This window comes from Bacteroides sp. AM32-11AC, assembly GCF_003603515.1.
Classification (GTDB): Bacteria; Bacteroidota; Bacteroidia; order Bacteroidales; family Bacteroidaceae; genus Bacteroides; species Bacteroides uniformis.
The window spans coordinates 59,841-84,127 of record NZ_QTNH01000015.1 but is presented as its reverse complement, the minus strand read 5'-3'; the positions used below and the strand labels follow the sequence as shown (position 1 = coordinate 84,127).

Below are 24,287 nucleotides of genomic sequence, written 5' to 3'. Positions count from 1 at the left end.
AAATTTCTTTTTAGTGAGTATAATACTTTGTCAGTAAGCCTGTTGCATTGTATTTCTCTAACTTCTTCCTTTTACTAATTTTTAAGTAATCTTCCCTCTTTAATTTTCTTAAATATTGACGTTCAAAAAACGAACGTCTATTGAACGCTTTTTGCTTGCAATAGATTCGTTTACAGCATTTTACCTGTTAGGTAATGAATGACTGCAAAAAATCTGTTGACAAGAAGGGCATAAAGCTTGTCGTATTCTACATAAAGTGTCCGCAAGTGATTGAATTCCAAGTGTATGCAAGGAATTTAAAGCCCCAGGAGAACACCCTTGTCTGAACAAAAGCATAAAATGGGAATAGAGAAAGAGGCCGAAATCTGGTATGCTATGCGTGCCACCTACCGCAGAGAACCGGATGCCATGCATCTGCTCAAGAAAGAAAACTTGGGCTGTTTCATTCCTATGCAATACAAGATATGTATAAAAAAAAGGAAAAAAGTCCGTGCTCTGGTTCCGGTCGTTCATAATCTGCTTTTTGTCCATGCCCGTCCTTCCGATGTGCAGCGTGTCAAGTCTCAAGTCACTTATCTGCAATATATCACCGATACCCGCAGTGGGCAGAAGATTATTGTCCCAGACGGTCAGATGCAGCGTTTCATTGCCGTATCCGGCACTTACGATGATCATCTTCTTTATTTTCAACCGGATGAATTGAACTTGTCCAAAGGTACCAAAGTCCGGATTACCGGCGGTGAATTTGAGGGGCAAGAGGGGATATTTCTGAAGGTAAAGGGCGCACGTGACCGTCGCGTGGTTATCGAAATAAAAGGTGTCATAGCTGTTGCCATGGCCACTATCCATCCCGATCTTATAGAAGTAATCGGCTGAACTTTAATTTTTAATTTTTAATTCTATAATTGCTTATGTCTCTTTCCGAAGAAGCAATCACTCTTCAGCGTGCTGCGCACGAACTGATGTATTTGGGTATGGACGGCAGTCCCGTCTATAGCGATGACTTGTCACGGCGGAACGGTGAGGTCTACCGTCTTACCATGGCTTTGTACCGGTCGGGTGTAAAAGGCACTACCATCGAAGAGCAGGCAAATGTCTGTCTTGCCCTTCTTATGGGTTACAGCGCCTCTTTTGTGGACCATGGCGAAAAGCAGCGGCATGTCCAGAAAGTGCTGGACTGTTGTTGGGATGTGCTCGATGCCCTTCCCACTTCCTTACTGAAGCTCCGTCTGCTTACCGCCTGCTACGGTGAAGTGTTCGACGAGTCTTTGGCCGACGAAGGCCGTTCCATCATCGCCTCCTGGGATTCCTTATCACTTACTCCCGAACAGCAGGAAGCGGTTGATGAGTTTCAGAATGTGACAGACAATCCCTATCCGTGGGAATATATCGATGAATAAAACTTTTCATTATAATGCTTAACAATAAATCCGTATTGATTACCGGAGGAACGGGTTCCTTCGGAAAGAAGTTTGTGGAAACCATCCTCCGTGATTATCCGCAAGTAAAGAAAATCATTATTTACTCCCGCGATGAGCTGAAGCAATTTGAGCTGAAACAGAAATATCCCGGTCATAAGTATCCGCAACTGCGTTTCTTTATCGGTGATGTCCGTGACCTCGAACGCCTGACGCGGGCTTGCGAAGGAGTGGACGTGATTATCCATGCAGCCGCCATCAAGCAGGTGGATACCGCTGAATACAATCCCGAAGAGTGCATCAAAACCAATGTACACGGTGCGCAGAATGTGATAAAGGCTGCTCTTGCCACCGGTGTACAGCATGTGGTGGCCCTTTCTACCGACAAGGCATGTGCCCCCATCAATCTTTATGGCGCCACCAAGCTCACTTCCGACAAGCTGTTTACTGCTGCCAACAATATCAGCGGTTCCAAGAACATCAGGTTCTCCGTAGTCCGTTATGGCAATGTGATGGGTTCCCGCGGTTCCGTAATCCCTTTCTTTATCAACAAGCGTGACAACGGGGCGAAGGAACTTCCCATAACCGATATGCGCATGACCCGTTTCAACATTTCGCTGGAAGCCGGTGTCGCTTTGGTCATGTATGCCATCGGACATCACCTGGGTGGTGAAATCTTTATTCCTAAGATTCCTTCCTATCATATCCAGGACGTGGCTACCGCCATTGCACCCAATCTGCCGCAGGTGGAAGTGGGCATCCGTCCGGGAGAGAAGCTGCACGAGGAGATGATTACTGTAACCGATGCTCTTGATACAATCGATTTGGGCAGATATTATGTCATTCTTCCTTCCGTATCTTTCAAGCACAGTCGCGAAGAGTTCATCAGACATCACAATGCAGTACCCGTTCCCGACGGTTTCCACTACAGCAGTGACAACAATACGGAGTGGGAGACAGTAGAGACTATGCGCGAGAATATAAAGAAATACGTTGACCCTAATTTCGAGGTGAAATGATAAGCAAGCCTATTCCATACGGTCGTCAGCATATCACAGATGAGGATATCCGGGCAGTCATCGATACCCTGAAAAGCGATTACCTGACACAAGGTCCCAAAATCAGGGAATTTGAAACGAAATTTGCCGAATATGTAGGTGCACAATATGCCGTAGCGGTGAACAATGCCACTTCAGGGCTTCATCTTGCAGCTACCGCACTGAATGTAAAGCCGGGTGACAAGGTGATTGTCACTCCCATGACCTTTGCTGCCAGTGCCAACTGCATCCGCTATTGTGGCGGCGAGGTGGTATTCTGTGATATTGACAAGGATACTTACCTCATGGATATCCGTAAACTCGAAGCCATGCTTAAAGCTTCTCCCCGCGGTACTTACAAAGGTATTGTTCCGGTTGATTTTGCAGGCTATCCTTTGGATCTGGAAGAGTTCAGAAAGCTTGCCGACGAGTACGGCTTGTGGATTATAGAGGATGCCTGCCATGCTCCCGGCGGCTATTTCATGGACAGTAAAGGCAAGAAACAACATTGTGGTAACGGTTGTTTTGCCGACTGTGCCGTATTCTCTTTCCATCCCGTGAAACATATCGCTACGGGTGAGGGAGGCATGGTGACCACCAACAGCAAGGAGCTCTATGACAAGCTTTGTCTTTACCGTACGCATGGCATTACGAAAGACCCTGCTTTATTGCACGAGCATCATGGTGGCTGGTATTACGAGATGCAGGAGTTAGGCTACAATTACCGTCTGACTGATTTTCAGGCTGCCCTGGGTATTTCTCAGCTGGAGCGTGCGAAAGCAGGTCTTGAACGCCGCCATGAAATCGTAAGACGCTATAATGAAGCATTTTCCGGAATAGATGGCATCAAGACTCCATTCAATGCTGCCGATGTCTATCATGCTTATCACCTTTATATCATTCAAGTGGCTGACCGCTTGGGCCTTTATAATTATCTGCACGAGAACAATGTCTATGCGCAGGTTCATTATGCTCCGCTTCATCTGATGCCTTACTATCAGCAGTGGGGCAATAGGAAAGGCGATTTACCTATAGTAGAAGAGTATTACGAACATTGTCTGAGTCTTCCGATGTATCCCACGCTGACGAACGAGGAACAGGAGTATGTGATTAACAAGGTTATAGAATATATAAAACAATGATTACTTCCATTTCTATTGAAGCTATTGAAAAGCAGCTTTTGCAGCAACTTTCCTCTTTTTTCTTCTTGAGTGAAGAAGATGAGATGTTAATAAATATAAAAATGGGGGGGGTAATTTCTCGTTGTGAATATTGTTTTTCCCGTACGAAAAATAAGTATTACTCATGCGACGGTGAGACATACTTCAACCCTTATCAAAGTGCACAATATACAATTTTTCTCTATTTTTTTGCTAACACCATTTCTCAAGATACTGATAACCGTTTATTGGCAGATAAGTTGTATTATTTGAATAAGATAATGAATGGGTGTGATTTGTATCATGAGGTAAATCTTCCTCATTATTTTACGTTGGATCATCCGGTCGGTAGCGTTATGGGACGGGCTGAATATGGTGAAGGATTCAGTTTTGGGCAAAATTGCACGGTGGGAAACAATAAAGGAATTTATCCGGTTTTAGGTGAAAATGTGCGGATGTGTGCAAATTCTTCTATTATCGGTAACTGCCGGATAGGTGACAATGTGATTATCGGGGCAAATTCTGGTGTGAAAGATGAGGATGTGCCGGACAATTCAATTGTTTTCGGGTATTCTCCCCATTTAATTATAAAGGCTAAACGATGAAAAATATCTGTATTATTCCTGCCCGTGGCGGCAGTAAACGTATTCCGCGTAAGAATATCAAAACCTTTATGGGCAAGCCTATTATTGCATACTCCATTGAGGCGGCTTTGCAGAGCGGACTTTTTGACGAAGTAATGGTTTCGACCGATGATGAAGAGATAGCGGAGATAGCTTGCGGATACGGGGCCAAAGTTCCTTTTATGCGCAGTGCTGAGACCTCGAATGATTATGCCGGCACGGCCGATGTAATTCTTGAAGTTTTAGAGATGTATAAAGAGCGAGGCAGGGAATTTGATACAGTTTGTTGCATTTACTCGACAGCTCCTTTTGTCACTCCTGAAAGGCTTCGGGAAGCATACGGAAAAATGAATTCGGAGATTGATTCTGTTTTCACTTGTGTGGCTTATTCCTATCCTATACAGCGTAGCCTTCATATTGTAGACGGGAGAATCGGTATGGTTTATCCCGAATACATGAATGCACGTTCCCAAGATTTGGAGCCGATTTATCATGATGCCGGTCAGTTCTATTTTTCTCGCATAAACTCCTTTGTAGAGAGCCGCACCTTTTGGGGGAAGAACACAGCCGGACTGGTACTTTCCGAACTCGAAGTGCAGGACCTCGATACGCTGACTGACTGGACATTGGCGGAGATGAAGTATGAGTTACTTCATAGATGATGTAATGCAGAAAATCTATTTCCGTGCCGACGCAAGCGCTACCATCGGCTACGGTCACTTTATCCGTACTCTGGCTTTGGCCGATATGCTGAAGGACGATTTCGATTGTACCTTCTTTACTTGCCATCCTACCTCATATCAGGTAAGTGAGATGGAGAAGGTATGTCCTTTCATCCCCTTGCAAGAGGAAACGCATTCTGCTGATTTCCTTTCCCATTTGCAAGGTGATGAAATTGTGGTGCTCGACAATTATTTCTTCACTACCGATTATCAGCGTGCCATTAAGCAAAAAGGTTGCCGCCTGGTGTGTGTGGATGACATGCACGACAAGCACTATGTGGCAGATGTTGTGATTAATCATACTTTGACTGACTCCGGACTTTTTGATGTGGAACCTTACACTAAACTTTGTTTGGGATTCGACTGGGCATTACTGCGTAGACCGTTTATAGAAGCTGTAAACAAACTCTGTTCTTGTGCAAAACGTACAGAAAGTATAACCATTACTTTTGGTGGTGTGGATTCCTTTGACTTTACTGGCCATTACATTCGTGAAGCTATGCAATTGCCTACTGTCAGCCAGATAACTGCAGTGGTAGGTGATGCTTATCAACCTCAAAAGCCGAGGGTACGGGATAGGCGAGTGTCTTATTGCTCCAATTTAACAGCTCAACAGATGGCCGAACTTTTTTGTGCTTCCGATTGGGTGATCTGTTCAGCAAGTACTGTAAGTATTGAGGCCATTGCTTGTGGTGCCAAGTTGGCTGTAGGTTGGTATGTAGATAATCAGGCTGATTATTATTCACTGTTAACCTCTACTGGAGGAGTTCTTCCTTTAGGAAATATTAAGGATAATCCCATACCTCTGACATCTTTAGAGATTGCTGGGGTTGATAACTTGCAGATAAAGAGTGGTATTCGTGAACGCTATATTAATCTGTTTGAAGAATTGGGAAGAAATGTGCATTGACGATGATCGCATTCTTTTCGGAAAAATTCTCATAATGGACAATTGATGCAGGAATAGAACAGATAATTTTAATTATTTAGCAATTGAATGATACAAATAGACAAACAAGCGGTTTATAAATATAATGGTTATGTTTTCCAACACTTCTCTATTTTGTCGGAAGAACTCCTAAAGCAAATATTGGATTGGAGGAATACTTTTGAGATAAGGCAGTTTATGTATAATACAGATGTAATATCTCTTGAAAATCACTTGAATTTTACGAAAACCCTTGCTCAACGAGAAGATTGTTACTATTGGTTAGTAACAAAAGATAATGTTCCCTATGGAGTCTTCAATCTGACCGATATAGACCATGAAAGAAGAATCGCTGAATTAGGCTATTATATGGCACCTTCCCAAATGAAAAGTGGAGGGGGACTTGATTTTGTTTATACTATCATCTGTTTTTCTTTTGAGGTTGCAAAATGTATAAAACTGGTAGGTTCAATTGATATAAACAATACCGATGCATTGTTATTGGATGAGTTTTTAGGCTTTGTTTTGGGTGATACGGTGGAATCCGACGGATGTTGTCATAACCGGAAATTCATTGAATGGGAGCTTTCAGAACTTCATTATAGAAGTACTACAGTATATAGAAATGATATACGTAAATTGGTCCGCTTTATTAGAGATAAACGCAAATAGAGAATCATGTTATCAAATTTTCATTTTCACCATATAGGATACGCTGTTACCAGTATTGAAAAAACAATGTATTATTACATTGATGGGGGATATTCTTGTTCATCTGTGATATTTGATCCAATACAGAATGTAAATATCTGTTTCCTTACAAAAGAAGGAGAGCCTATGATTGAACTTCTTGAACCTGTTGATGAGAATTCTCCAATCAATAAAAATCTTGAGAAGAATGGAGTTTGTCCGTATCATTGCTGTTATAGTGTAGAAAATATAGAAGATGCCATCGCACGGCTTCGTAAAATGAGGTTCATGGTGGTAAGCTATCCGGCAGAAGCAGTAGCTCTCAATAATCATCGGGTAGCTTTTCTCTATAATAAAGATATCGGTTTAATTGAATTATTAGAACAAAAATGAAATTCTTTATTTTTAGAAACAATACGCTGGAAAATATCTTCGGCACAGACGAAGTGGAGTATTCTGGTTACGAAGATATATCATATATACCTCAAAATACATCTTTGTATTTGTGGATGTATCAAATACCCATAAGATGGAATCAGAAGCAACTGGCTGACGAAATTGATGCATATATTAGAAAAATGCAGCTTGTTTTCTCGCAGGTTCCACAAGGGAAAGAATTTGTAGCATTCACATTGGTAGACATCTTTCCTACGAGATTTACTGATGCCAATTTTATTGTAAGGGAGGCTATCGTCCGGTATAATACCCAACTGTATAATATGGCTGGAACGAATGTAAATTTTAAGGTGATTGACTTTTCTGAGTTTACTTCCCGTTATAGGTCAGAGGAATTGATTGGATGGAAATTCTATTTCATTTCTCAAATGTATATATCTTCTAAAATTACCAGTGAATTTGCTACATGGGTAGACTCTAAAATACAGAATATAGCCTTAAAGAGAAAGAAATGCCTCATTCTTGATTTGGATAATACTTTGTGGGGTGGAGTCCTTGGCGAGGAAGGCATTAATGGTATACAAATTGGCGGGGACTATCCAGGTAAGGCATTTTTGTATTTTCAGGAAGCGCTGTCTGCGTTAAGTAAAGAGGGTATTATTTTATCTGTTTGTAGTAAGAACAACGAAGAAGATGTATTCGATGCTTGGGAGCAAAATCCGTTTATGGTTTTAAGGAAAAAAGATTTTGTTGCTATTCGTATAAATTGGAATGACAAGGCTTCGAATATCGTGGAGCTGTCTAAAGAGCTGAACATAGGTCTTGATAGTATGGTGTTCATTGATGACAATCCGGCAGAGCGTGAATTAGTAAAACAGACCTTGCCTATGGTGGCTGTCCCGGACTTTCCAAAACAAGCATATATGTTACCGCAGTTTTTCATGCAATTAGTTCGTGATTATTTTGAAGTTTACGAAATTACCGGTGAAGATAAAAAGAAGACGGAACAATATAAGGCAAATGCGGAACGTACACGCGAACAAGCCAAATTCTTAAACTTTGAAGATTTTCTTCGTTCATTAGAAATTAAAATTGAGCTTCAGAAGGTGGACTCATTCAATATATCACGAATTGCTCAGATGACGCAAAAAACAAATCAGTTTAATTTAACGACCCAACGTTATTCTGAAGCTGATGTCAGACAACTTCTGGATAATCAATGGAAAATCTATTGCATCAGAGTTTCAGATAAATTTGGTGATAATGGTATCACGGGAGCAGTTTTCATCGCTGATAATAGTATTGAGAATATATTGCTTAGTTGTCGTATATTGGGTAAAGGTATTGAAACGGCTTTCATTAAATTTGTATTTAAATTGTTGGTTGAGGATGGTGTGTCAGCTTTAGAAGCAAAATTTATTCCTACTCTCAAAAACAGACAAGTGGCTGATTTTTATGACCGGCTTGGCTTTTCTGTGATGCGAGTAGAAGAGGGTGTTAAATACTATATGGCGAATATTGACAAATTAGATTTGTCAATACCTGATTATTATTCAATAACAGTTAAACAATAAAGTTATGATTACGAATGAAGAAATAATGGATGTGATGAGAGCTGTTTTAAAAACAGATGTAGATGAGAATACCTCTCAGAATAATTGCGAAAAGTGGGATAGTATGAACCATTTGAATCTGGTTATAGAATTGGAAGATACTTTCGAAGTAGAGCTTGAGCCTAATGAAATCAGTTTGATGAAATCTTTCTCTGACATCAAAAATATTATTTCAAACAAGTTACAATAAGAACCATTATGGGAAAAACATTTATCATAGCCGAGATGTCGGCGAATCATAATGGCAGCAAGCAGATAGGCATAGAAACAATTCGTGCTGCCAAACGTGCAGGTGCAGATGCTATCAAGCTCCAAACATATACAGCTGATACCATAACGTTGGATAATGATAAAATGGAGTTTATGGCTGATTCTACAAGTGTTTGGGCCGGCATGCGTTTGTACGATCTCTATAAGCAAGCCTATACCCCTTGGGAGTGGCACGAAGAATTGTTTCGTGTGGCCAAGGAGGAAGGGCTTATCTGTTTTTCATCACCGTTTGATAAAACTGCGGTAGATTTCCTGGAATCCTTGGGCAACCCCATTTACAAAATTGCCTCTTTTGAAATTACGGATATTCCTTTAATAGAGTATGCCGCCAAGAAGATGAAACCGATGGTGATGTCTACCGGCATTGCCACTGAAGAAGACATTCAGTTGGCTGTAGATACTTGCCGTGCGGCGGGCAATGATGATATTACGCTGTTGAAATGCACCTCCTCTTATCCTGCCCCCATTGAGGAAGCCAATCTGTGCATGATAAAGGATTTAGCCGAGCGCTATGGAGTGAAGTCCGGTTTGTCCGATCATACCATTGGCAGTGTGTCTGCCGTAGTGGCTGTGACACAAGGTGCAACCATGATTGAAAAGCATTTTATTATCGACCGTAGTATTGGCGGCCCCGATGCCTCATTCTCAATGAACGAGCAGGAGTTTGCCCAAATGGTGAAAGATATACGCATGGCCGAAGCGGCTATCGGCTCAGTATCGTATGAACTTACCGATAAAATGAAGTCGGGAAGGGAGTTTTCCCGTTCGCTTTATGTAGCCGAGGATATGAAATCCGGGGAAGTGATTACAGAGCAGAACGTTCGCTCCGTTCGTCCGGGCTTCGGTTTGCACCCCAAGTATCTGAAAGATATATTAGGAAAGAAAGTAAATCAGGATTTGGAGAAAGGAACGAGATTTGCATGGGAGTTCGTGAATAGTTAGAGGTCATCAAAAAAGAGAATATTGTTACTGCAATTCTTAAAAATAAAACTATCTTTGCGGTAGTCTAAACACTAAAAACATAGTCTATATGAATCGCAAGGAATTGGTGAAGCGTCTGAAATATATGATAAAGAGTGTTGCTCCCAACTCTCAGACTATTCTTTATGGTTCTGAGGCACGTGGAGAGGCAAAACAGAATAGTGACATTGATATTCTGATTTTAGTGGATAAAGATACAGTTTCTCCTATGGAGGAGGATGTCATTACTGCTCCAATATATGATTTGGAAATAGAAACAGGTACTATTATTAGCCCGATTGTGATGACTCGTAAAGCTTGGGAGGCAGCAAAGAGAAAGACTGTATTTTATTATAATGTAATGAAAGATGGTGTGTTGCTGTGATGGAAGAGGATATAAAGCGTGATATTGTCAATTATAGGCGTCAAAAGGCATGTGACTTGATGCATGATGTTGATGTCTTGATAGATAATGAACTATGGAATTCTGCTGTAAATAGGATGTATTACGCTTGTTTTCATATGGTTTCAGCATTGTTGATTTTGCATGGAATTGAAGTGAAAAGTCACATGGGAGTTCGACAAGCTTTTGGACTTCATTTTGTAAAGACGAATTTGTTGTCGTCTGAATGCGGGCGTATCTTTTCTAAAATTTACGATAAAAGGCAGTCAAGTGATTATGATGATTTCAAAGAGTTTACCAAAGATGAAATTGATAATTTGTATCCTCAGATTTCATTCTTGATAAGTGAAGTTGATAGATTGATTACAGAAAAATAGATTTCCTTCTTCCCCTCTTTTTTTAGTATCTTTCATCCCCCTTCGTTAGCAAAATACGAACAGATTTTGTTCCTTTGCAAGTAAACAATGCCCCTACGGAACGGATGACAAATATCACCCCGTTGCTTTATCAAAGCGGGTATGTGACGATAAGGAATTATTCTCCGCTTACACATCTTTATACGCTGGATATCCCCAATAAAGAAGTGCGCATGGGGTTGATGAAATTGGGTATAGAATGAAGAAGGGAGCCTTTTACAGCCCCCTATACTCCCTTTCCGCATCGAAGCACGGACAAGCTTTCGCTGGATTCAAATCATGGTGCCCCACAATCAGCGCCCGTGGAAAGATACGCTTCAACTCACGTAGCAGTGCCAGTAACGAAGCCTTCTGTTCCAGTGTGCGGGTATCGGCAGGAAAACTTGCAGCATCCAGTCCTCCTTCATAACAGATGCCGATAGAATGGCGGTTGTGATTGAGGCAATGCGCACCTATTTTTTCCAACGGGCGGCCGCGGTGTATTTCGCCGTTGCGGGTCAGATAGAAATGATAGCCGATGTCACGGAAGCCGCGGTGGTGGATGTGGTCGCGGCGGCAATCCTCAAAGCCCAGGGCCACGCCTTGAGGCGTGGCTGAGCAATGAACAATGAGCAGGGTAATCGTACGCATGGCTATTTGCAAGCGCCCAGACCTAAAGCTCCCGCTATGGCGGTAGCTACGGTGATGATTACTTTGAGGACAATGCCCCACACGGATTTTGACTTTTTGTCTTCACTCATGGTAATTGATAATTAGTAATTTGTAATTATTCTCATCCTAACGGATTCTCGCCCTGGTCACCGTCACTTCCTCCGGAACCGCCGTCGGAACCACTGCCATCGGGAGCTTTTCCGCCTACGGTGTACAGGGAAGATTCCTTCAGCTGTCCATCCAGGTTGATTTGGGCATTACTCAGTTCGCCGGTGGCACGGGCGCGGAGCTTCAGCCCCTTCACGTTGTTGGCCAGCGAGAAGTCGGCAGCGGATTGCGCCCCTTTCTTGCTGACGATTCCTACGGAGAAGATGGCAAGGTCATCCAGTTTCACGTTCTTGCCGTCCAGAATCAATTCTTTGGTGCAGGAAACCATGTCTGCCAGTACTCCCTTGATGACACCACTCGAATAGGGGGTGTTGTGATTGGACATGTGCTTGGCCAGCTTTTCGATGTCGAAGGTTTCTTCGATTACGGGGCGTGCATACCAGAGGCCTTTCAGTGGGCTGTCTTCGCCCGTCACTTGATACTTTTTGTAACGAATCATACAATTAAAATTTAGAAGTTAAAGGATAAAAACATTTGCTGTGTTGAACTCAACGATGCAAAGATAAGGCTGTGGATATGGGCGTTTGCCGGTTTTTGCAGGTTCTCGTCTGTTTGGGTCTGTTTTAGTCGGTTATTTACGCTTGCAAGTTTGATAATGTCATGATTTATAGTTACTTTTGATGAAATATAAATCGTAACTGTCAACTATGGATTCTTTTGTCATACGTACATACGGGCGTACCGAATTGGCCCAAATCTATTGTCCCAATCTTTGTCCGGAGGCTGCCTTCCGCAAACTGAAACACTGGATAGACCTTTGTCCCGATTTGCGTGACGGACTTTCCGCCTTGGGTGGTTCTTCCCGTTCCCGCTCTTATACGCCTGCCCAGGTGCGGCTGATAGTGGCTGCACTTGGAGAGCCTTAAACCTGAGGTTGAATGGCGTAAAGGTCAGGCCGGGAAGCGTAAAGGTGAGGTTGGTACACTTGGTACAGAGGTTCATCCATCCTTTCGCCTCACACACATACGCGTGCGTGAAGCGAAGTGAATGTCAGACTTTTGGTTTCCGGTAGTTTCCCTTGCCATCTACATTTTCCACCAGCCCGTGTTTCTGCATACGTTTGAGCCAGGTGGAGGCGGTTTCCGATTTGATGCCCATCTCTCCGGCTTTCTGCAGGAAAGAGGCCCGTGTGAATTCTTCTTCCATGCTGCCTACCAGCGCATCCCGGTCGGCATTGCCGCGGCTTGTCACTTCGGTGTTGGGCAGGAAGGAGAGGATATGGGTGGTATGCCGGTAAAGGCTTTCGGCCAGTGAGAGTACGGCATGAAAGTCATCGGAAGCAATGAGGAGATTCCATCGGCTGACAATGTGGTCTTTCAGATTGTCTGTGGCTGTGTGAGGGTCGGGTGACACGTAAGGCGAGGCGGTGATTTCCCCTTGTTCCATTGCGCGGAGCATGGCCACCACTTCCATGATGCGGCAGATGTTGATGGCTAGACGTGCCACGCTGCTTGACATCTCGTTTCCGTTGGCCAGTCCGGAGCGTACGAAAAGCCGGGAGAAGAGCCGGTTGAATTCATCTTTCTGTCCGTCCGTAAGGTGAAGGGTGAATATTCCGTTCATGACAATGGTTTTCAGTTTGTCCTTCCATTCCATGCCCAGAGCCTTGAAGGTATCTTCAAGATCGCTGTCATTGCGGTCGAACTGGTTTTGCCAATGATGTATGGCAGGCATGTAGTAGAATACCTGGCGGGAAAAGAGCCCGTTCTCGGCAGTGGGAATCAGTGGTTTCACTTGTGAGGGGGTGCCTGACAGAAGTACGGAAAGATAAGTTTTCTTTACCTCTCGGTATTCGTGGTCGGTGCGGCGGTTGTAGGACAGTCGGTCGTGGTCGAAGGCTTTGCGCATGGTGTCGCTCCAGTGTCCGTATTCCGAACCGATGGCGGTGGAGATGGTGTCAGCTTCGCTTTCGCATATCAGTCCGGTGCCGTCGGAGTCCATCAGGTTTTGCAGGATGCCGGTTCCGGTGTTGTTACCCGAGATGAGGAACATCTTGTTGAGAGGCATTACGGGAGTCTCCGTTTTTCCACGTTCCTTGCCCAGTGTGTCGTATTTTGCTTTTTCGCGGCGGTAACATGCCATACTTTCGTCTACCTGCTCACGTATTTCATCGTGAATGGGTTCGGCAAGCAGGCGTACCAAGGAGAGCACTCCTTTGCCGGATGCAGGTAGGGCTACTACAAAGGTTTGCAGGCAGGGGGACATCATTTTTCCTCCGTAGGAACATCGGACGTGTTTTCCCATACTGGCACCCAATACGGTGATGGCACCCAGTAGCAGTACATCGTATTGGGCGAGGGAGGTTCCGCAGCTCATGATGCGATTCAGGGGATAAGGCCAGTGGAGGTGTTCGTCGAAAGTGGGTAATGGAGACAGTGGTTCAATGCCCGATGCGGACTCTTCCTCGCGTGCGCGTGTGTGTGAGGTAGAAGAGAGGGGTGAACTTTGTGTACCAAGTGTACCAATGGCGGGTGCGGCTTCATGCTGAATCTTCACGCCGCAAAGCTCGGCCAGATGAAAGGCGGTTCCCAGATGCACGTCGTTACGGCCGGTCTTTAGGGCATTGCTGAAGAGCTTGTCGGCTGCCCGTCGGTCGAACTTGGACGACAGGCTGCACAGACTTAAAAAATCATGCCGTCCTGCTTCTCCGCAGTCGGTGGCAATGGCAAATGCCAGTTGTATATATTCTTGATAGGTTGGAGCAATGTCTGCTCCTGCATTTCTGACTGCTTCGGCCAGAAGGTGCAATGAAGATAGTGGTTCCATCGGATTTGGTAATTTATAATTAGTAATTTGTTGTCGGTGATTTGCAATGACTCATAATTCGAAGTTCACAACTTTTCTGAGCAGTGCTTTCGGGTCATGGCAGAGGAAACAGGCACGTACGAGGTCTTTCCCCGAAGTGTCCACTCCTTTTCCGGGTTGTGTGTTTTCGGCGTCATACATGCAGTGGACGTAGTTCATGGCCCATTGTATTCCTTCTGCAGGATTCTGTCCGTGAAGACAGGGAACAAACGCTTTTACGCCCCGTCCGGTGGGGCTGATGAACACCAGCGCAGGGCATAGATAGGGGTCATCAAACAGTTGTTGCCGTAAGTTTTCCGTTTCTTCTGCGGATTCAAGGTGGTCGATATCGACTACAACCAGGCCGGAGGATTCCGTGAGGCAGTCGCTCCGTCGTCGGGTGAATACGCCGCAGGGAGTGACGTAGGGCAGTGTTTGCTGCTTTAGGCATCGGCAGGCGGTTTCGTCGCCTCGCAGTGCGGCGTTTCTTACAGCAAGTGTCAGTGTGGCAAGGTGTTCATTGGAGGTGATTAGTTTGTACACTTCCTCGAGATTCATAGTCCGCAGTGGAGTCAGCGTGGCGCTTTTTACGTTTTTTCCGGTTGCCGCATCTTTTACGGGTGAGATGGGCGGCATGAATAGCGACATTTTAAGAGTGTTTTTCATCGTATGTTTTTTAAAATTATTGTGCAAAGTTAGGTAACTTATTTCACCCAATCTTTTCCGTATACGGAAAAGATTTTAAGCTGGCTAAAGTATAAATAACAATCTATAACATTATAGAAACTATTATACAATTCACATAACCGAAAATTGACATGAATGAAAACTGTATGCACTCTTCATTGGGTGCTTTTATCGAAACTTTACGTAAAATGAGAAAGATTACTATCGCGGAACTTACTTTGGAAGCTCATATCAGTACAAAAACGTATATCCATATAAAAAAGGGCTCGATGCAAGACTAAGCGCCTACTTATCGCTGATTTTCTACTATTTCAGGGATTTGGAGGATGAGGAAATCAGGCGGGTGATTAATGGGTGGCTGGATGAATGGTTTAAGGTGAGAAAGAAGGAATAAGAGAAGGTGCCTTGCTCTCAGTCACTTTTATATAAATTATATGATAAAGTCAATTATTCAACTTCTTCGCCCACATCAATGGCTGAAGAATCTATTCATTTTTTTGCCGCTCTTTTTCGACCGTCAATTGACGGATCTGGATAAACTATTGGCAGTGGTGGGAGCATTTGTAGCGTACAGTCTTGCCGCCAGTGCGATTTACTGTTTCAATGACATTTGGGACGTAGAGGCTGATAGGCAACATCCCAAGAAGTGTAAACGCCCTATTGCTTCAGGAAAAATATCAAAAGGGATGGGATATGGTATTAGTGCGATACTTGTCACAATGTCACTGCTTTTACTTGTTACTTATACAGGAAGGGAAAAATGGTATTTATTTGGCATAATATGTTTCTATCTACTTCTTAATATTGCCTACTGTGTGAAGTTGAAACAGATTACGATTATTGATGTATTTATCATTGCATTCGGATTTGTACTTCGCATTTTTGTGGGTGGTGTAGCTGTGGGTATTCACCTCTCTCATTGGATTATTTTGATGACGTTCTTATTGGCTCTCTTCTTGGCTTTTGCCAAACGTCGGGATGACGTGGTCATCTACCAAGAAACTGGAGTGTCGGCTCGAAAAAACGTCAACCGCTATAACCTTGAGTTTATGAATCAAACCATTGGTATTATTGCTAGCATTACGATGGTTTGTTACATCATGTACACGGTGAGTGAGGAGGTTGTGGAGCGCATGCATACGCAATACCTTTATGCCACTTCCGTCTTTGTATTGGCAGGCATCGTCCGCTATTTGCAAATCACTATTGTCGATGTAAAGAGTGGAAGTCCCACTAAGGTGCTGATGAAAGACCGCTTTGTACAACTCTGTATCATAGGTTGGATATTGACGTTTATTCTCATACTCTATTGTTAAATTGCTAAGATGAAACAGATTGTTGCATTCGACTTCGATGGTACCATTACCAATCGAGATACACTGCTTGAGTTCATCAAGTTCGCAAAAGGCAAGACAGCTTTTTATCTTGGCTTTTTGCTTCATCTGCCTTGGTTGTTGGCTATGAAGTGTCACCTCTATCCCAATTGGAAGACCAAGCAGATGATTTTCTCCTATTTTTTTAAAGGAGTGAATTTGGATGAGTTCGATGCAGTCTGTTATAGATTCTTTATGGAGAGAGGTGAAAATTTGCTCTATCAGGATGCGGTTAAACAGATAAAACAGCACCTATATAGAGGCGATGAAATAGTCGTTATTAGTGCCAGCATTGATAATTGGGTAAAGCCATTTGCTGAGAGCTTAGGCATTAATCAAGTTTTGGGGACTCAGCTGGAGTTATCAGGAACCGGACACCTTACGGGTCGTTTCGCTACTGCCAATTGCTATGGCGAAGAGAAGGTGAAACGCTTGCTGCAGCTCTATCCTGACAGAACTCAATATCGACTGGTAGTTTATGGAGACAGTCGAGGAGATAAGGAACTCCTTGCTTTTTCGGATGAATCATATTACAAACAGTTCAATAGATGAATATTCTTTTAATTCTTATTAGTGTGCTGCTAAATTGCGCTGCTCAGCTTTGTATCCGCAAGGGTATGCTGATTGTAGGTGAAGTCGGTATGAGTGGCATGGTGCAAAATTTGGGTGCCATGATATCCAACCTCTGGTTGTGGGGAGCCATGGTTTGTTATGCTGTGAGCATTTTGATGTGGATGGCTGTATTGAGCAAAGTAGAAGTAAGTTTTGCCTATCCGTTCCTAAGTATCGGCTATGTGGTGGCAGCTTTGGTGGGTTACTATTTCTTTGATGAATCACTGACGTTCACACGCATTGCTGGCATAATGGTGATTTGTGTTGGTGTTTATTTAATCTCTAGAAGTTGACAAGATGAAATATTTTATATTTGGAGGTAATGGCTTTGTGGGCCGTTACTTGGCGAATGCCTTACTGGAGAGAAATGAAAAGGTGGTTGTATGTGACTTACACCCAACCCTTGATGAACGAGTTACAAAGGGTTGCGAGTATCGACAGACTGATATTCGTGATAAGCAACAATTGTCTACTATACCCATTTCTGCGGATGACATTATTATCAATCTTGCTGCTAATCAATACCATACCAAGGTGCCCCGTGATAGAAGAAACTACTTCTTTAGCGTAAATACTGTTGGCACAGGGAATATCCTTGAAGCGATTTACAACAAGGGATGTCGAAATTACCTGATGTTCACGACAGATATGACCTACGGAAAACCTCAATACTTGCCTGTTGACATTGAACATCCGCAAAATCCTTTCGGTCCATACGGTCAGAGCAAGAAAGCATGTGAAGAAATCTGCTTTGAATATCGGAAGCAGGGTATGAATATCACCATCTTCCGTCCCCGTATGATTAACGGCCCCGGCCGTTTGGGTATATTGGTGAAACTCTTCAAACTGATTGATATGAACTTGCCTGTTCCCACCATTGGTAACGGAAAGAATCACTATCAGATGATTTCTGTATTCGATTGTGTGAGTGCAATTCTCTGTGCTATTGATAAGGGTTTGCCTAATAAGGAGTACAATCTCGGTTCCAAAAACTCACCCGATATACGTACACTTTTAAAAGGTGTAATTGCATCAGCCCATTCACACTCGGCTGTGATTCCTACCCCGGGGAAATTAGTTAAGTTTATACTCAATATTTTTGATAGCATCGGCCTGACCATCATGTACAAAGAACAATTCATGATAGCAGATGAAGAGTATATTCTTGATATTAAGCAGACAGAAGACGATTTGGATTGGCATCCTCAATATAATGACGAGGATATGCTGAAGGAGGCGTATCAAATGTATAAAAAGCAATAAAAATTGGACCATGAGACTAAAGAATAAAAATGTGTTGTTTTTTACAAAGCTGATTGTGTTTGGTGCTTTATTTATGATGATACTTCCCTTTATTTTGTTTGGGGAGAACAATTACATCACTGTTCATGATAACTTAGACCAATTTCCACCCTTTTGGTCAATTGCTAAAAAGGTTGGACTTTTCTCTTTTGATGTATCTACCGGAGTCATGGATAACACACCGGCTGTCTATTTCGGCTGGGGAGGCTTTACCATCCAGAACTTTGCCTATTATCTCTTACCGGCTTATGTCGCCTACGTATTGACTTATTTAATTTCATTGCTCGTTGGCTTCTTTTCAATGTACAAGTTGCAGTGTATATTATTTGGAAAGGAGCATCGTGAAATCCTATTATTCACTTCTCTGCTTTTTGCCATTTTACCGGTAATCCCTGCTTGGTCTATCTCAGTGGCATCCATACCGTTGGCTTGTATCGTGTTTTATCATATTTATAAGGGAGGAAGTAAATGGTGGCTGTTGGCGGCACTTTTCCTCCCCTTCTTGATGGAGTTTCATTGCAGTGCTTTGTTTGCCTGTGGCTTTTGGTTAGCGGGTATGGTTATCGCTTCAATAAAAAGCAAGCGTTTTCACTCCACACTATTTGTGGCATTCTTACTGTTATGCATTGGTGTGGTGATATTCAACTTTAAACTGTTCTACATGCAGTTTGCCGTTGGTGAAGACCTGAATCGGAATCACTTTATTATAGAACCAATCAACATTGCTATTGGTTTGTACCATTATTTTGTGGAGGGTTTTTATCATGCTTCTACCATTCAGAAATACGTGGTATTTCCAGTTTGTTTTATTACGTGCTGTTATGTGGCTTGGCAGTGGATAAGAAACAAAACCGTTACAAAAGAGCAATCTGTCTTTTTTATTTGTGGAACCATGGCGTTTATTTGTTCATTCGTAGCAGCAGCAGATGAAGCCTTTTGGTTCGATGACCTTAAAAATTTAATCTCCGCCCTAGATGGTTTTTCCTTTGCACGCTTATTTGTCTTCAACCGTCTCTTTTGGTACGTAGCTTTCAGCGCCAGCCTTATGATGTGCTTGCGTAATCGGTATCTCAAACGGATTGTACCTTTTATTCTGATTGTCCAGTTAGGTTATATAATGCTGTCGCGTACTACTTATAACGACTCCATTTATTCATTAGCAGCGAACACGATTCCTTCACTAAAGAAAGATCATCTCACTTGGAAGGAGTTTTATGACGAAGCTCTTTTTACGAAGATAAAGAAGGATATTAATTATAAAGGTGAACCGGTAGCTGCTGTAGGCTATCATGAAATGATATTGATGTACAATGGTTTTAATTGTATCGGTGGATATCTTTCCTGCTATCCCTATAAAGATATGTTGAAATACCGTCGTTTGATTGAGCCACAACTCAACGTGAACGAAGAAATCCGCCATTACTATGATATTTGGGGTGGTCGCCGCTACCTTTATTGTGAAGGTGTGGACTATCAGCCCACTCGGAAAAAGTGTGAACAATCGGTTGAGTTACTTATTAATGCCGATGTATTTCGCAATGAATTTGGCGGCAAGTATATACTTAGTCGTGCGAAACTTTCCAATGCGGCAGATTTGGGGTTTGACTTTGTAGGGAAGTGGGATAGTGTCGAAGGGGTTTATACAATGTATGTTTATGAAATGAAGTAATTTTGTGGATAGAAAATCAAGATGGGATATGGAAAATGAAATGATAGCAAGTAAACTGTCGAATTTTTGATTTAATGGCAATAATATCCCCACTTCGTAATAATAAGATCCTTCTTAAGGGTGGGTTGTTTTCTCTCTTCTCTTTCTTTAATCAGGGTGTGGGCTTCCTGCTTCTGATCATTTTGGCTAAATACATCGTTCCTGCAGAGTACGGAACGTTGAGTTTGTTCAATACAATCGTCACTTTTCTGGGATTTCTGGTGTCTCTCTCAACGAATGGATATGTGTCGGTGTCGTTTTTCAGGAAGAGCCGGGACGAGTTTCGGCAAAGTTTAAGCATTGTCTTCTTGATTACTTTTGCCGTAGCTTCTTTCTTTGCATTGGTGCTATTAGTGGGTAACTCGGCTTTGGCGCGAATGACGGAGCTGCGACTTGCTTTTTTGTGGTCTGCGCTCGCCATTGCCTTAATGAACTGCTATTTCCAGATAGTTCTTGATTATTTCCGCATCCGTGAGAAACTCATTTTTTATGGTTTGCTGAGTTGTAGCTTTGCTATAGTAAACTTTGCTATATCGTTGCTGCTGGTAGTGGCAATGAAACTTGGATGGGAAGGACGTATTTATGCACAGGTAACTTGCGCAGTGCTTTATGGGCTGATTGCTATTTACGTTTGCTGTAGATATCGTCTGTTTCTGTTTAAGGGTATTTCGTGGTTCAAGATAAGACCTATCTTGATGTGGGGTGTTCCACTTATTCCTCATCTGGCCACTTCTTGGATTAAGCAGGGAGGTGATAGGTATATTATCAATTACTATTATACGTTTGCAGAGGTAGGAATCTTTAGTTTTGCTCTCAACTTGAGCAATATCATTGACATGATTGGCTCTGCCTTTAATCAAACCAATTCGGTATCTATCTATCAGGTTTTGTCGTCTAATCTGGATGACAAATGGGAGAGATTGCAACGGCAGACTAAAGCCATATTCATTGTTTATACGATAGGAGTTGTTGCGGTACTGGCCGTTTGCTCTATCTTAATTCCCTTGGTATTGCCACGATATGCAGCTTCGCTTCCTTACTTCTACTTATTGGCTTTGTCAGGTTACTTTCAGTGTATTTATTTTCTTTACACCAACTATTTGTTCTATTATGACAAAACCAAAGATTTGATGATGATTACATTTTTTTCTTCGTTACTTCACTTGATGCTGTCGATGTGGCTGACGCAATATAGTCTCTATTATACCTGCCTGATTTATGTGTTCTTAAAGTTCATCATGGTGGCACTTGTGGTGTATCGGGCTAATTTACTTCTGAATAAATATGTGAAGACGTAGATGGTTATGGAAAAAAAAGGATGTATTGACCCCAAAAAAGGACTGCAGTATGAGTGTAGTCTCTCTTGTAAAAGATTTGAGTATGAAAAAGTTTAATGGAATTACTGCGGTATGTTTTGTGGATTCTGTTTATTCAATGCTGTTGTATCTGCTTGTTTATGGTAAAAAGCAATTTGAATCAACTTATTTTTTTGTTTCAGAAGCAATCTCAGTTGAAGTACAGAGTAAGCTGAAATATAAGCAATTTCTCTCTTTACATAAAATGGAAGCGATGCCTCGTCTTGTCAGGTGTATTTATCGTTTTCTTCTTTACCGTACTTGTTATTGGCATTGGCCTTTTTTAAAGACATTACCCATTTATGGACACGATCACTTGTGGTTTTCATCCGCATTGCTGCATAAACGAACCATGGTGGTAATTGAAGATGGTTTAGGTAATTACGATGAGAAATGGTTGATAAAGCCCCAGCTACGAAAGCATAAAAAACTTTTGCAATTCATTTATGGTCCCAATATTGTGAAGGGTGATTATGGACTAACCGATCAAGCAAAAGAAGTGGTACTGACAGAATTGGCCTCCATACCGGAGTGCTTGAAATCTAAAGCAAAAATTGTAAATGTTCAGGATTTGTGGAAAAAGAGTGATGCCAAGGACTACATTACATCTTTGTTTGGAATTACTGATGATGACTTGTTGATGTTGGCTGAAAAAAAAGTGATTATATTAACTCAACCTTACAATATACAGATTGGAGATGATAATCTTATCGAAATATATCGTAAGATTATTGATAAATACAATTCTGAAGAAGTGGTGATTAAGACGCACCCGCGTGATAATTTGGATTACGAAAAGGCATTTCCGGGAGTGAAAGTATATTCTAAGAAAGTACCCGCCGAACTTTTTGCTCTTTTGGGCATTCACTTCGATGATGTCTACACCATTAATAGTACCAGCATATATTCGTTTCCCCCCCAATCAAATCTACACTATTTAGGTGTTAAATGTCACCCGAAATTGATAGAACTTTATGGACAAGACACTATTGAAGGCCTTGCTCAGAACTGATTGGTTCGTTTGGATCATTTTCTTCTGCTGCCCTATACTTGCCATGCCTATGGTGATAAATGGATGTTATAGACGAAAACGAAATGCTTACGTGCTGTTTGCGTTGTTTATGGGACTGTGTTCAATGTTGTTGTTCCTACCTACTGCTGACGCGTATAGGCATGCTGAATTATTCTATGAAATGGAAACATGGAATTGGGATGAATTATTGCTTTATCTTTCCTTTAATATAAAAGTTGATTTCATACTTTTCCTTTATGAATTTGGAATTATTCAGTTAGGGTTGACATACGGTTTCGTTCGTTTTGGATGGGTGGTCATTGCCTACCTTATATATTTCTACATATATGATTGCATGCTTGATTCTCCACAAATAAAATGCCTCAATCGTTGGTTGGTTTTATGGATGGTTATTTTGGTGGTTCCTATTGGAGGTATTTCTTCTGGCTTGCGCTATGGATTTGCAGCTACATTAATTTCTCTTGTGTTGTGTAGAAGATACTTATTAAATAAAACGGGGCTTATTGATTATATAATAATAGTAGTTGCTATATTTGTTCACTTTGCAACTATATTCGTTGTACCTTTGCTCGTAGCAAATAAATTAAAAATTTTCCCACATACAAAAAAAAACTTTTGGATATTTTTTGTAGTGCTGTTTTTGATTTCTTCATCACTTCCATTAATCTTACAACTCTTTCCATTAGGTGAAATTAATAATTATCTGCTGATGTATACTGAAGGTAAATATAGCGATACTAGCTATCTTTCAGGTAATGTTTTCTTCTGGTTGCCTATATGGATTGGTCAGGTCGCATCTTTGTCATTATTTGTTTTCTTCATATTATATGTGCCTATTAATCATCAATCGTCTATAATGTATAATTTGTTTTTGTTATGGGCGTTTACGTCTAATTATTCGGCAATCAATGGACGTGTACAGTTTTTCTTTTATGGTGTTGGTGTTTTCTATTTATTATATAATGCTAAATTGAAAAATATTCAAATAGTGTTTGGTGTTTTCTTGTTTAGCATCATAACTGGTCAAGTGATAGGTTATAGAAAACATACTGTTACACGTTGGCCATACTTATTTGCACCTTACCCTGTTGCACTTCAAATGGATTATGATGTTAATTGGATTTATAATAATGTTGACCCTAATACTGCAGATCTCTATCTTTGGCAAAAGAGCGGTCATTAAATAATTTATATTAGGAGAATATGAAAGCTTTAATAGTTAATTTGCAGGATTGCGAAGAACGCCGAGATGCAATAAAAAAACAAATGGAAGCCTTGCGTTCTATAGACTATGAATTTATTGATGCTGTAGATGGACGTAAAATGAACACGCAAGAGTTGAATCAACTTTTTAATTTAAAACGATTTAAATCACTTTATTTTAGAGAAGCTCGTCCTGGTGAAGTGGGATGTACCATGAGTCATCAACGATGCTTCCAGGCCATTATCGATCAGAATTTGCCATATGCTTTACTCTTAGAAGATGATGCTGTATTGGGTGATGTGAATCGTATTATTCACTCAATACATACAGTGCAAAATTGGCTTGACAAACAAGAACTACCCACAGTCATATTATTTTCATCATGGTTTTGGCATTGTGAAGATGTAATTAATATTGATGATATTAGGATAGTAAAAGTGTTTGATGCATTTTTTACTTATGCTTATGTAATAAATCGTAAAGCTGTGCTGCTAATGAAGGAAGAACGACCGTTTGTTACTGCTGATGATTGGTTTTACTGGCGCAAAAAAGGTATTCAGATATTAGGAGTAACTCCGTTTGTTATAAACCATCCTACGGATGAAAGTGTGGAGAGTACAATATCTGGTGCTTCTTCAAAAAGGACCACCGTTAATCAGATGCTTTACCGCATTACGCACTTTAAACGATTATTTATACGTAAATGGTTAGAAAGAAAAGGAAACTATGAGAAGTTTAAACCGATAGCTCACGATTTGTTGTAAATCAATTGAA

29 protein-coding genes and 1 pseudogene are annotated in these 24,287 nt (G+C 41.7%); 25 read left to right on the top strand and 5 right to left on the bottom strand.

Annotation, left to right across the window (positions count from 1 at the left end; all coding sequences use genetic code 11):
* Positions 1-339 precede the first annotated feature (339 nt).
* The 15 genes and pseudogenes from DW800_RS15890 to DW800_RS15820 all read left to right on the top strand — a co-directional run.
* Complete coding sequence (locus tag DW800_RS15890; RefSeq protein WP_035448353.1) at positions 340-876, top strand: UpxY family transcription antiterminator; 537 nt, start codon at positions 340-342, stop codon at positions 874-876.
* Between the two features lie 35 nt (positions 877-911).
* Positions 912-1,400: a UpxZ family transcription anti-terminator antagonist gene (locus DW800_RS15885; RefSeq protein ID WP_035448355.1), complete on the top strand. Its 489-nt coding sequence runs from the start codon at positions 912-914 to the stop codon at positions 1,398-1,400.
* 14 nt (positions 1,401-1,414) lie between these two features.
* The gene (gene pseB, locus DW800_RS15880; RefSeq protein WP_022400702.1) at positions 1,415-2,437 is read left to right on the top strand and encodes a UDP-N-acetylglucosamine 4,6-dehydratase (inverting); all 1,023 of its coding nucleotides are present in this window, start codon (positions 1,415-1,417) and stop codon (positions 2,435-2,437) included.
* Positions 2,434-3,597 (top strand): UDP-4-amino-4,6-dideoxy-N-acetyl-beta-L-altrosamine transaminase, encoded by a 1,164-nt coding sequence (gene pseC / locus DW800_RS15875; RefSeq protein WP_035448357.1) that lies wholly within the window; start codon positions 2,434-2,436, stop codon positions 3,595-3,597. The genes pseB and pseC overlap by 4 nt, the downstream gene beginning before the upstream one ends.
* The gene (locus tag DW800_RS15870; RefSeq protein ID WP_009038598.1) at positions 3,594-4,220 is read left to right on the top strand and encodes a transferase; all 627 of its coding nucleotides are present in this window, start codon (positions 3,594-3,596) and stop codon (positions 4,218-4,220) included. Before pseC ends, DW800_RS15870 begins: the two co-directional genes overlap by 4 nt.
* A complete protein-coding gene (pseF, locus tag DW800_RS15865; protein ID WP_009038597.1) occupies positions 4,217-4,900 on the top strand; it encodes a pseudaminic acid cytidylyltransferase in 684 nt (227 codons plus the stop codon). Before DW800_RS15870 ends, pseF begins: the two co-directional genes overlap by 4 nt.
* Complete coding sequence (pseG, locus tag DW800_RS15860; protein WP_009038596.1) at positions 4,881-5,870, top strand: UDP-2,4-diacetamido-2,4,6-trideoxy-beta-L-altropyranose hydrolase; 990 nt, start codon at positions 4,881-4,883, stop codon at positions 5,868-5,870. Before pseF ends, pseG begins: the two co-directional genes overlap by 20 nt.
* Before the next feature lie 87 nt (positions 5,871-5,957).
* Entirely contained in the window at positions 5,958-6,560 is a 603-nt protein-coding gene (gene pseH, locus DW800_RS15855; RefSeq protein WP_035448359.1) for a UDP-4-amino-4,6-dideoxy-N-acetyl-beta-L-altrosamine N-acetyltransferase, read from the top strand.
* 6 nt (positions 6,561-6,566) lie between these two features.
* The gene (locus DW800_RS15850; protein WP_009038594.1) at positions 6,567-6,971 is read left to right on the top strand and encodes a VOC family protein; all 405 of its coding nucleotides are present in this window, start codon (positions 6,567-6,569) and stop codon (positions 6,969-6,971) included.
* Positions 6,968-8,548: an HAD-IIIC family phosphatase gene (locus DW800_RS15845; protein ID WP_035448361.1), complete on the top strand. Its 1,581-nt coding sequence runs from the start codon at positions 6,968-6,970 to the stop codon at positions 8,546-8,548. Before DW800_RS15850 ends, DW800_RS15845 begins: the two co-directional genes overlap by 4 nt.
* Positions 8,549-8,552: 4 nt before the next feature.
* Positions 8,553-8,777, top strand: a complete 225-nt coding sequence (locus DW800_RS15840; protein ID WP_009038592.1) for an acyl carrier protein — start codon at positions 8,553-8,555, stop codon at positions 8,775-8,777.
* A gap of 8 nt (positions 8,778-8,785) precedes the next feature.
* Positions 8,786-9,799 carry a pseudaminic acid synthase gene (gene pseI / locus DW800_RS15835; RefSeq protein WP_035448363.1) on the top strand — a complete coding sequence of 338 codons (1,014 nt, stop codon included), beginning with the start codon at positions 8,786-8,788 and terminating at the stop codon, positions 9,797-9,799.
* Positions 9,800-9,878: 79 nt separating this feature from the next.
* A complete protein-coding gene (locus tag DW800_RS15830) occupies positions 9,879-10,202 on the top strand; it encodes a nucleotidyltransferase domain-containing protein (RefSeq protein ID WP_371413541.1) in 324 nt (107 codons plus the stop codon).
* A complete protein-coding gene (locus DW800_RS15825; protein ID WP_034529826.1) occupies positions 10,202-10,597 on the top strand; it encodes a HEPN domain-containing protein in 396 nt (131 codons plus the stop codon). The genes DW800_RS15830 and DW800_RS15825 overlap by 1 nt, the downstream gene beginning before the upstream one ends.
* A gap of 86 nt (positions 10,598-10,683) precedes the next feature.
* A pseudogene (locus DW800_RS15820) lies at positions 10,684-10,839 on the top strand (AAA family ATPase); the annotation flags it as partial.
* A gap of 13 nt (positions 10,840-10,852) precedes the next feature.
* On the opposite strand, the gene DW800_RS15815 reads toward DW800_RS15820, so the two are convergent.
* Genes DW800_RS15815 through DW800_RS15810 form a run of 3 tightly spaced genes read right to left on the bottom strand, consistent with a single transcriptional unit; the run spans position 10,853 to position 11,894 of the window.
* The gene (locus DW800_RS15815; RefSeq protein ID WP_035448365.1) at positions 10,853-11,266 is read right to left on the bottom strand and encodes an N-acetylmuramoyl-L-alanine amidase; all 414 of its coding nucleotides are present in this window, start codon (positions 11,264-11,266) and stop codon (positions 10,853-10,855) included.
* A 2-nt stretch (positions 11,267-11,268) separates the two neighbouring features.
* Positions 11,269-11,376, bottom strand: coding sequence for a smalltalk protein (locus DW800_RS19695; RefSeq protein ID WP_005829485.1), 108 nt, complete (start codon positions 11,374-11,376; stop codon positions 11,269-11,271).
* Between the two features lie 32 nt (positions 11,377-11,408).
* The gene (locus tag DW800_RS15810) at positions 11,409-11,894 is read right to left on the bottom strand and encodes a DNA-binding protein (RefSeq protein WP_009038578.1); all 486 of its coding nucleotides are present in this window, start codon (positions 11,892-11,894) and stop codon (positions 11,409-11,411) included.
* Positions 11,895-12,102: 208 nt separating this feature from the next.
* Between DW800_RS15810 and DW800_RS15805 the strand changes: the two genes are divergently transcribed.
* Positions 12,103-12,321: a DUF4248 domain-containing protein gene (locus DW800_RS15805; protein ID WP_005829478.1), complete on the top strand. Its 219-nt coding sequence runs from the start codon at positions 12,103-12,105 to the stop codon at positions 12,319-12,321.
* A 124-nt stretch (positions 12,322-12,445) separates the two neighbouring features.
* Here DW800_RS15805 and DW800_RS15800 read toward each other — a convergent pair whose 3' ends face one another.
* Together DW800_RS15800 and DW800_RS15795 are read right to left on the bottom strand one after the other, a co-directional pair.
* On the bottom strand, positions 12,446-14,221 hold the full coding sequence (locus DW800_RS15800; protein WP_117703357.1) for a DUF3987 domain-containing protein: 1,776 nt from the start codon (positions 14,219-14,221) through the stop codon (positions 12,446-12,448).
* A gap of 51 nt (positions 14,222-14,272) precedes the next feature.
* Positions 14,273-14,905, bottom strand: a complete 633-nt coding sequence (locus DW800_RS15795; RefSeq protein WP_178611677.1) for a BT4734/BF3469 family protein — start codon at positions 14,903-14,905, stop codon at positions 14,273-14,275.
* 455 nt (positions 14,906-15,360) lie between these two features.
* Here DW800_RS15795 and DW800_RS15790 point away from each other — a divergent pair, with 455 nt between their 5' ends.
* From DW800_RS15790 to DW800_RS15750, 9 genes are all read left to right on the top strand, one after another.
* Positions 15,361-16,242, top strand: coding sequence for a decaprenyl-phosphate phosphoribosyltransferase (locus DW800_RS15790; protein WP_171029016.1), 882 nt, complete (start codon positions 15,361-15,363; stop codon positions 16,240-16,242).
* A gap of 9 nt (positions 16,243-16,251) precedes the next feature.
* Positions 16,252-16,851 (top strand): HAD-IB family hydrolase, encoded by a 600-nt coding sequence (locus DW800_RS15785; protein ID WP_035448372.1) that lies wholly within the window; start codon positions 16,252-16,254, stop codon positions 16,849-16,851.
* A 23-nt stretch (positions 16,852-16,874) separates the two neighbouring features.
* Positions 16,875-17,204: a DMT family transporter gene (locus tag DW800_RS15780; RefSeq protein WP_227212738.1), complete on the top strand. Its 330-nt coding sequence runs from the start codon at positions 16,875-16,877 to the stop codon at positions 17,202-17,204.
* Between the two features lie 4 nt (positions 17,205-17,208).
* Positions 17,209-18,174, top strand: a complete 966-nt coding sequence (locus tag DW800_RS15775; protein ID WP_035448376.1) for an NAD-dependent epimerase/dehydratase family protein — start codon at positions 17,209-17,211, stop codon at positions 18,172-18,174.
* A 10-nt stretch (positions 18,175-18,184) separates the two neighbouring features.
* The gene (locus tag DW800_RS15770) at positions 18,185-19,882 is read left to right on the top strand and encodes a DUF6044 family protein (protein ID WP_035448378.1); all 1,698 of its coding nucleotides are present in this window, start codon (positions 18,185-18,187) and stop codon (positions 19,880-19,882) included.
* Between the two features lie 74 nt (positions 19,883-19,956).
* A complete protein-coding gene (locus DW800_RS15765; RefSeq protein WP_035448379.1) occupies positions 19,957-21,219 on the top strand; it encodes a lipopolysaccharide biosynthesis protein in 1,263 nt (420 codons plus the stop codon).
* A gap of 49 nt (positions 21,220-21,268) precedes the next feature.
* Complete coding sequence (locus tag DW800_RS15760; protein WP_227232477.1) at positions 21,269-22,288, top strand: glycosyltransferase family 52; 1,020 nt, start codon at positions 21,269-21,271, stop codon at positions 22,286-22,288.
* Positions 22,251-23,492, top strand: a complete 1,242-nt coding sequence (locus DW800_RS15755; RefSeq protein ID WP_147346170.1) for a hypothetical protein — start codon at positions 22,251-22,253, stop codon at positions 23,490-23,492. Before DW800_RS15760 ends, DW800_RS15755 begins: the two co-directional genes overlap by 38 nt.
* A 20-nt stretch (positions 23,493-23,512) precedes the next feature.
* Positions 23,513-24,277 carry a glycosyltransferase family 25 protein gene (locus tag DW800_RS15750; RefSeq protein WP_035448381.1) on the top strand — a complete coding sequence of 255 codons (765 nt, stop codon included), beginning with the start codon at positions 23,513-23,515 and terminating at the stop codon, positions 24,275-24,277.
* Positions 24,278-24,287 lie beyond the last annotated feature (10 nt).